Genomic DNA, 7,556 nt, shown 5'->3' with positions numbered 1-7,556 from the left:
TTCGACCCGGACGGCCAGGGCGATTACAAAACCCTGGACGAGATGGCATCTGATCTTATCAACACCACCATCGACCCGCTGTTCCGCCAAGACCCACGTCTGGTGGTGCTGGTCGGCACCGACTTGATTGCCGCCGCCCAGGCCAAGCTCTACAGCGAAGCCACCAAGCCGAGCGAGCAGATCGCCGCCCAGAAGCTGGCCGAGTCCATCGCCGGGCGCCGTGCCTACATCCCGCCCTTCTTCCCGGGCAAGCGGATGGTGGTCACCACCCTGGATAACCTGCACATCTACACCCAGCGCGGTACCCGCAAGCGCAAGGCCGACGATAACCAGGATCACAAGTGCTTCGATAACCAGTACTGGCGCATGGAGGGTTATGCCCTGGGCGAGCACCTGGCCTATGGCGGCTTTGAAGAGGCAGATATCGAGGTTGGAGCAGATCCCGCCGTCGTTGCTGCAGCAGAAGCGGCCGCCGCCGCACATCAGGCCTACTAAGCCATGGGATCACCCGGTCAACGTCACAAGCAGCGCCAGCTGGCCATGCAGGGAGTGGTGCAAGCCGCCCGCTCCGGCATCGCCACCGGCGCGGTGGCTGACAGCCTGCACCTGCAGCTGATTGCGCTGGAGCAAGACATCGGTCGCCTGCGCAAGCTGGCCCGCATCGCTGACCGGGTGAACATGAAACGCGATGAGCTGATGCCCAAGTATCGCCCCTATGTGGTGCGCTATCTGGCCGCTGTCGCTGAGTCCGGTCAGCCCTATCAGAACGAGCTGTTCCAGCGGCTCATCATCTGGGCCTTTGATGTGGGCGATTTTGATTCAGGCATTGCCTGGGCAGATCTCGCCATTGCCCAGGGCCAGCGTACCCCCAACAACATCAAGCGCGACTGGGCCCACTTTGTGGCCGACACCGTGCTGGAGTGGGCCGAGAAACAAGCCGCCGAAGGCCATGCCGTCGAGCCCTGGTTCTCCCGGGTATTCGACAAGGTACGGAGTGACTGGCGCCTCAACGAGCAACTCACCGCCAAGTGGTTCAAGGCCGCCGGTTGTCTGCTGCTGCGTGACCACGACGGCCAGCCCCGCCCCAGTGCCGTGGGCGACAGCGCCACCCTGGAGCAAGCCGATCACTGGCTGGCCCAGGCCGATGCACTGCACCGCAAGGTGGGGGTCGGCACCTTGCGCCAAAAGATTGCCATGCGCCTGCGGGCGCTTAACCCGGCATAAACCGCCGGAACGAACCGACTCTCCGCGCCACCGCACCCCGGCGCGAATGCCATGAGCAGCCTCTGGCTAACCCATCGGCAATTGCGTGGCTTCAGGGGTGCCCCATTCAACCAGCGAGGCAAGCCATGTTTGCAGGCAAGAACGTCGACTACAGCGCCGCCACCATCCGCAACGATGGTTTCTGGCCGGATGTGGCCGTGGCTGATTTTGAGCGCCGCCGTGCCCTGCCTGCCGACTTGGACATGCAGACCACTGGCGCAGCCTTGCTGGCCGCCGTGTCTGAAATCAACCTGCAGCTTGCGAGCCATCAGGCCGCTCTGCAGGGCAAGGGCTTTACCACAGCCGTAGACGTCCCCGGGCCCAGCCTGGAAGGTGGTGCCCACACCGGCAGTAATGCCCTGACCGAGCAGTACCTGGCCGCCGTGTTTGCCCGCGCCAAGGCAGCCCTGTTGCCGGAGTTCGCCAGCGTCACCGAGCGAGCCAGTGCCAACAACCTGGTGGAGCGATCCCCAGACCCGCGCGCCCAGCTACTGGCCGAGAGCCAGCAGCTGGTGCGCAGCATCAAGGGCAAGCACCGGGCGGGAGTCTCGCTGATATGAGCCAAGAGCAGCAGGCAGGCATGAACGAGCAGCAAGCCCAGGGCTACTTCCTGCAGGCGCTCCACACCGAGCTGCTGCGGGTACTGCCGCCTAAGTGCCACAAGCGCCTCGATAGTTGGATGGAGAACGGCACCATCAAGCTCGAACCCAAGAACATGGGGCCCACCGGCAGCAACGTCGGCTGGCTCACCTACCAGGCCGTGTTCACCGTCGAGCAACTGCCCTTTCGGGATCTCGACCCGGCCATCTTGTTGGCCGTGGTGGCCGCCTGGGTGCAGGAACATGACGACTACCGAGAGGATTTTGAGCTGCCCGACCCCGAATACGCGGTCACCCCGAATGATGAACAGACCGCCGACCTTGAGATCCAGCTCGCTTTCGCCGAACCGCTGCGCCTGATTGAGCAGGCAGATGGCCCCATCCACTGGCTTGGCAAGCACTGGCAAGTGGCGCCCTATGCCATCTGGGTGGCCGAGCAGATTGACATGAACGTCGCGGGGACCGGCTCGCACAGGATCCGGGGCTAACCATGATCACCATCACCCTGGACGCCCATCACAACAAAGAGCAGCTCAACCTGTTGGCCCTGCCCCTCAAGAAACGGCAGCGCCTGGTGTGGCGAGCGGCCAACGAGATGAAGAAGCTCGCCGCCCGTAGCGTGCGCAGCCAGCAAGACCCCAACGGCAATCCGTGGGCACCGCGCAAGCGTGGCAAACGCAAGATGTTGCGTGGCTTGCCCAAGCTGCTGCAGATCCGCGCCCCTCGCCAGGATGTGGCCGAGCTGGGTTTCAAGAAAGGCAGCATGAGCGCCCATGCCGGGGTGATAGCCGGTACCCACCAGAAGGGGCACACCTATCGGGTCAACGCCGCCAGTCGCCAGCGTATCGCGCCCAGTCGTGGGCTTGCGGACAAAGGCGCCAGCAAAGCTCAGGCCCGCAAGCTGCGAGAGCTGGGCTTCAAGCGTCCGGGCAAACGTAAGCGCACATACCGCTCGGCATCCCTGGCCTGGATAACCGGCAATCTCAACTTCGCCCAGGCGGGATTGCTCATCAAGAAGCTCAAGGACGAGCCGGTGAAAACCAGCTGGGAGATCCACCTCCCCGCCAGACCATTTTTGGGCGCCAATGCCCAGCAACGGCAGCAAGCCTTTGCCCGCGCCCTGCAAAGCATCGACTACGGCTGGGACGTCAATAAACACGATATGAAGGGGAAATAGCGCCATGTGGCCTTATGTGCAGATCAACAACTTGAACCAACGACAGGGGTCGGTCACCGCCGTCGAGCGCCACCTGCTGTTTATCGGCAGTGCGCCGAGCAACACCGGCAAGCTGCTCTCGGTCAACACCCAGAGCGACTTCGATGCCCTCTTGGGCCAGGCCGACAGCGAGCTGAAAACCAACTTGCTGGCTGCCCGGGACAACGCCGGTCAGAACTGGAGCGCCGCCGCCTTTGTCTTGCCGACCGACATGGACTGGATAGCGGCAGCCCGCGCTGCCCAGCAGACCCAATCCTTCGAGGGGATGGTGATCCTGGGCCAGGAGATCACGCCCGACCTCATCACCGCCGCCCAGGCGCTCAATCAGGAGCTGATCGCCAAGTGGGGACGCTGGCAGTTCATCCTGCTCGGGGTGCCTGGCATCAATTCGGACGCCGAGGGTGGCGATACCTGGAGCGATTACGAAGCCAAGCTGGCAGCCCTGCAAGATGGCATCGCCGCCGATGGGGTTGCGCTGGTGCCTATGCTCTGGCCAAACCTGTTGGGGGTCTATGCCGGTCGCCTGTGCAACCGGGCGGTGAGCATCGCCGACTCCCCTTGCCGGGTCAAAACCGGTGCCCTGGTGGGTGTGGGCAGTAAGCCACTGGACAAGGACGGGATCCCGCTGCCGCTGGCTACCCTGCAGACCCTGGAAGCGAACCGTTACTCGGTGCCGATGTGGTACCCGGATTACGACGGTTTCTATTGGGCTGACGGGCGCCAGCTCGATGCCGAGGGTGGCGACTACCAGGTGATCGAAAACCTGCGGGTGGCCTACAAGGTGGCGCGCCGGATGCGCATCCGCGCCATTGCCCGCATCGGGGATCGCACCTTCAACTCCACCCCCGGCAGCACCGCCGCCGCCATCACCTACTTTGGCAAAGACCTGCGCGAGATGGCCCGCGCCACCACCATCAACGGTCAGCCGTTCCCGGGCGACATCGCCTCCCCCCAGGATGGCGACATCAGCATCCAGTGGATATCCAAGAACCTGGTCTCGGTGTTCGTGGTGGTGCGCACCCTGGACTGCCCCAAGGGGATCACCGTCAACATCATGCTCGATTTGAGCCTCAACGAGGAGGGCTAACCCATGAGCCGCCGCATTTCCGGTATCAACTTCGACACCACCCTGATGGGGGCCATGGTGCACATCGACAAGGCCAGCCTGACCATCACCGACAACAGCGCCGTGGCCCAGACCCGGGGCGTGCCCGATGGCTACCTGGACGGCGACGTCTCCGCCGAGCTGGAGTTCGAACTCGATACCAAGAACTTCTCCCAGCTCAGTGACGCCGCCAAGCGCGCCGGTAGCTGGCGCGGCCTGGAGCCGGACGATGTGCTGTTCTACGCCGACACCGGGGGTGAGCAACTCAAAGTCGAAGCCTTCGCCGTCAAGCTGGTCATCTCCGACCTGCTCGACATCGACCCCAAGGGCGGCAGCAAGGGGGTGCACAAGGTCAAAGGCTTTGTCACCTCCCCCGACTTTGTCCACATCAATGGCGTGCCGTACCTCTCCAAGGACGACACCCGCCACCTGCTGGGGTAACCGCCATGGATGATATCGACCGCGCCACCCGCCACGCCGCGCGCATGCTGGCCATTCAACTGGCCAACCAGGTGGGCAAGAGCCGCGCCCTGGGCCCGAGCCTGTTTGAGTGCGAGGAGTGCGACGACCCTATCCCCGCCGCGCGCCGCCAAACCGTACCGGGGGTGCGCCTGTGCGTCCCCTGCAAAACCCGGCTCGAACGCTTGAGCCGTTAACGGACATGAACACCATGCCTCATAAAGACCCCACTCTCTGGACCCTGCTGTTGGTCTGGCTGATGGACAACCTCCCCACCGTCTATGGCACTGCCTTGGCCGTATTAACGGCTTGGCTGCGCATCACCTATGGCGGTGGGAGTGGTCGCCGCAGGCTCCTGGAGTCCGTCCTGTGTGGTGCGATCACCTTGGCGTTTATCAGTGCCTTTGGCTGGTTCGGGATCCCAGGGGAAGCGGCCGGATTTGTCGGCGGCATGGTAGGCCTTATCGGTGTTGAGACCATTCGTGGCATGGCCGAACGCTGGCTCAACACCAAATTACCAAAGGAGTGAACAGACGTGATGACTGATCAAATACATATCCACAAAATCAATGAGCTGCTCAAGCTAGTCAACGCAGACTCGCTGGCATACCTCAAAACACTGCCGTCCCATAGCCTGGATCTGGTGGCCGTCGATCCCCCTTATTACCGGGTTAAAGATCTGGACTGGGATAATCAATGGCCCAACGTGTCTGCCTACCTGGACTGGCTAGAAGCGTGCGTGATTGAGTTTGCCCGCATCCTCAAACCAAGCGGATCGCTCTACCTGTTTTGCAGTCCCAGCCTCAATGCCGACATTGAGCTGCTAGTGCGCAAGCACTTCAAGGTGCTGAGCCACATCGTCTGGGCCAAACCCTCCGGCGTGTGGAACCGGGCCGACAAATCGGCTTTGCGCAACTTCTGGCCCGCCAGTGAACGCATCATCTTTGCCGAGCAGTTAGATGCCCATGGGACAGCGCAAGCCAGTGGTTATCGCCAAGCCTGTCAGGCCCTGCGCGGGCAGGTGATGCAGCCGCTGATCGACTACTTCCAGCAAGCAAAAGCCGCCTGTGGCATCACTAACAAGGACATTGACCAGGCCCTGGGGTGCCAGATGGCGGGCCACTGGTTTGGTCGCAGTCAGTGGAGCCTGCCAAGCGAAGCGCAATATGCGCGCCTGCAGGTCTTGTTCGCAGACAAAGCCCGCACCCTCTGCCTGCCCCACCATGAGCTCAAAGAGGCCTACCAGGGGCTGCATCGCACCTATCAAACCCTGACCGCCAGTTATGACCAACTCAAGGCCGAGTATGAGCAACTGCGCCGCCCGTTCAGCGTCACCAAAGAGGTGCCGTTTACCGACGTGTGGACTTACCCCTCGGTGCAAGCCTACCCGGGGAAACACCCGTGCGAAAAGCCCGCCGCCATGATGGAGCACATCGTGCGTACCAGCAGCCGACCGGGGGATGTGGTGGGTGACTTCTTCATGGGATCTGGCGCCACAGGGAAAGCCGCCTGGCGGCTGGGCCGCCGCTTCATCGGCGTGGAGCTGGAGCCTCCTCGTTTCGCTCAAACCTGCCGGGAATTTCAAACCCTTATCCACCAGGAAGCACCGTCATGCCACGACTAAACACCAGCGCCAACCTGGCGGCCTTCCTCGACCTGCTGGCCTTCTCTGAGGGCACCAAGGGGCGGGGCGATGATGGCTATAACAAGCTGGTCAATCCGGCGGGTTTCTTCGGTGACTATCGCGAGCACCCCGACGTACTGGTGCAGGTCAATCCGAGCCTCAGAAGCACCGCCGCCGGGCGCTATCAGTTCCTGTCCCGTCACTGGCGCCACTACCAGGCGGCGCTTGGCCTGCCGGACTTTGGCCCCCTCTCCCAGGACAAGTGGGCCATCCAGCTTATCCGCGAGCGCCGGGCCTTGGCCGACATAGAGGCGGGCCGCATCGATGAGGCCATGCGTAAGTGCAACAACATCTGGGCCAGCCTGCCCGGGGCAGGCTACGGCCAGCCGGAGCACCCGCTGGAAACCCTGTTGGCCAAGTTCACCGAGTTTGGCGGGGTGCTGGCATGAGCACCGTCCTCCGGCTGCTGCCGACCCTCCTCGGGCTCATGATTGGCACCACCCTGTTTGTCCAGGGCCAGCGACTCAGCATCCGGACTCAAGAGCTGGCCACCGCCAACAACACCATCAACGCCCTGCAAGTAATCAGCGAGCAGCAAGCCAAGGCATTGGCGGCTATCCCGCTGCGCGAGAAGGGACTGCGCCAACTGCTTGACCAGCAAAACGACGCGCTGGCCAAGATCGACCAGCAACGAAGGAGCATTGCCGATGAACTGCAACACGTCCTGGCCACGCCGCCAGTTGGTCGTCCGGACTGCAGCCGTGAGCCTCTGCCTGCTGGCGCTCTGCGCCTGCTCAAGCCAGCCGCCCCTGGTGAAAACCGAGCTGGTCAGGCTGCTGCCGCCACCGGGGCTGGTGCCCCGCTGCCCGGAGCCTGAATTTAATGGCACAACCTGGGGCGAGGCCGTGGCCTTCATCCCCACTCTGCAGGGCGCGCTGCGCCGCTGCCAACAACAGATAACCACCCTGAATCACTGGATTACTCAAGAGGAAAACCAACCATGAGCAAGACCATCACCCTGACCGTAGCCGGGTCCGACATCAGCTTTGAACCCACCATGGTGGCCTACAACAGCTACATCAACGACCTGATGCCGGGCGACAAGGTGGCCCCGTCCCACAACTACCTGCGCAAGATTGCCTGTGGTGAGAGCAAAGCGGCCCTTGATGAGCTGTTGGCCCGTCCCGGCGCGGCCATGCAACTGGCTGGCGCCGTCAACGAGCAGTTCGCGCCGACCCTGGACATCACCATAAAAAACTGATCGGGCGCGCCGAGGCCATCGAGCGCAAT

Annotated in this window: 14 protein-coding genes; all 14 read left to right on the top strand. The window is 62.9% G+C overall.

Annotated features, from left to right (window positions below):
• Nucleotides 1-495: P2 family phage major capsid protein (locus M2367_RS13270; RefSeq protein ID WP_259236938.1), on the top strand; the 495-nt coding region annotated here is incomplete at its 5' end.
• A gap of 3 nt (nt 496-498) precedes the next feature.
• Entirely contained in the window at nt 499-1,224 is a 726-nt protein-coding gene (locus M2367_RS13265; RefSeq protein WP_259236937.1) for a terminase endonuclease subunit, read from the top strand.
• Nucleotides 1,225-1,349: 125 nt separating this feature from the next.
• A complete protein-coding gene (locus M2367_RS13260; protein ID WP_259236936.1) occupies nt 1,350-1,823 on the top strand; it encodes a head completion/stabilization protein in 474 nt (157 codons plus the stop codon).
• Between the two features lie 20 nt (nt 1,824-1,843).
• The gene (locus M2367_RS13255) at nt 1,844-2,350 is read left to right on the top strand and encodes a phage tail protein (protein WP_259236946.1); all 507 of its coding nucleotides are present in this window, start codon (nt 1,844-1,846) and stop codon (nt 2,348-2,350) included.
• Between the two features lie 2 nt (nt 2,351-2,352).
• Complete coding sequence (locus M2367_RS13250) at nt 2,353-3,039, top strand: phage virion morphogenesis protein (protein WP_259236935.1); 687 nt, start codon at nt 2,353-2,355, stop codon at nt 3,037-3,039.
• Between the two features lie 4 nt (nt 3,040-3,043).
• Nucleotides 3,044-4,165, top strand: a complete 1,122-nt coding sequence (locus M2367_RS13245; protein WP_259236934.1) for a DUF2586 domain-containing protein — start codon at nt 3,044-3,046, stop codon at nt 4,163-4,165.
• Nucleotides 4,166-4,168: 3 nt separating this feature from the next.
• Nucleotides 4,169-4,624: a DUF2597 family protein gene (locus tag M2367_RS13240; protein WP_259236933.1), complete on the top strand. Its 456-nt coding sequence runs from the start codon at nt 4,169-4,171 to the stop codon at nt 4,622-4,624.
• 5 nt (nt 4,625-4,629) lie between these two features.
• Nucleotides 4,630-4,839 carry a TraR/DksA family transcriptional regulator gene (locus tag M2367_RS13235; RefSeq protein ID WP_042042808.1) on the top strand — a complete coding sequence of 70 codons (210 nt, stop codon included), beginning with the start codon at nt 4,630-4,632 and terminating at the stop codon, nt 4,837-4,839.
• A gap of 14 nt (nt 4,840-4,853) precedes the next feature.
• Entirely contained in the window at nt 4,854-5,171 is a 318-nt protein-coding gene (locus M2367_RS13230) for a phage holin, lambda family (protein ID WP_259236932.1), read from the top strand.
• 9 nt (nt 5,172-5,180) lie between these two features.
• Nucleotides 5,181-6,266, top strand: a complete 1,086-nt coding sequence (locus tag M2367_RS13225) for a site-specific DNA-methyltransferase (RefSeq protein ID WP_259236931.1) — start codon at nt 5,181-5,183, stop codon at nt 6,264-6,266.
• Entirely contained in the window at nt 6,254-6,715 is a 462-nt protein-coding gene (locus tag M2367_RS13220; protein WP_259236930.1) for a glycoside hydrolase family 104 protein, read from the top strand. The genes M2367_RS13225 and M2367_RS13220 overlap by 13 nt, the downstream gene beginning before the upstream one ends.
• Nucleotides 6,712-7,143, top strand: coding sequence for a hypothetical protein (locus M2367_RS13215; protein WP_259236929.1), 432 nt, complete (start codon nt 6,712-6,714; stop codon nt 7,141-7,143). Before M2367_RS13220 ends, M2367_RS13215 begins: the two co-directional genes overlap by 4 nt.
• The gene (gene lysC / locus M2367_RS13210) at nt 7,028-7,270 is read left to right on the top strand and encodes an Rz1-like lysis system protein LysC (protein WP_259236928.1); all 243 of its coding nucleotides are present in this window, start codon (nt 7,028-7,030) and stop codon (nt 7,268-7,270) included. The genes M2367_RS13215 and lysC overlap by 116 nt, the downstream gene beginning before the upstream one ends.
• Entirely contained in the window at nt 7,267-7,527 is a 261-nt protein-coding gene (locus M2367_RS13205) for a putative phage tail assembly chaperone (protein ID WP_259236240.1), read from the top strand. The genes lysC and M2367_RS13205 overlap by 4 nt, the downstream gene beginning before the upstream one ends.
• Nucleotides 7,528-7,556 lie beyond the last annotated feature (29 nt).

Origin of the sequence: Aeromonas sp. BIGb0445 (assembly GCF_024809075.1) — a bacterium.
Lineage (GTDB): Bacteria > Pseudomonadota > Gammaproteobacteria > Enterobacterales > Aeromonadaceae > Aeromonas > Aeromonas rivuli.
Note: the sequence above shows the minus strand (reverse complement) of the source record. Positions and strands in the feature narration are given on the sequence as shown.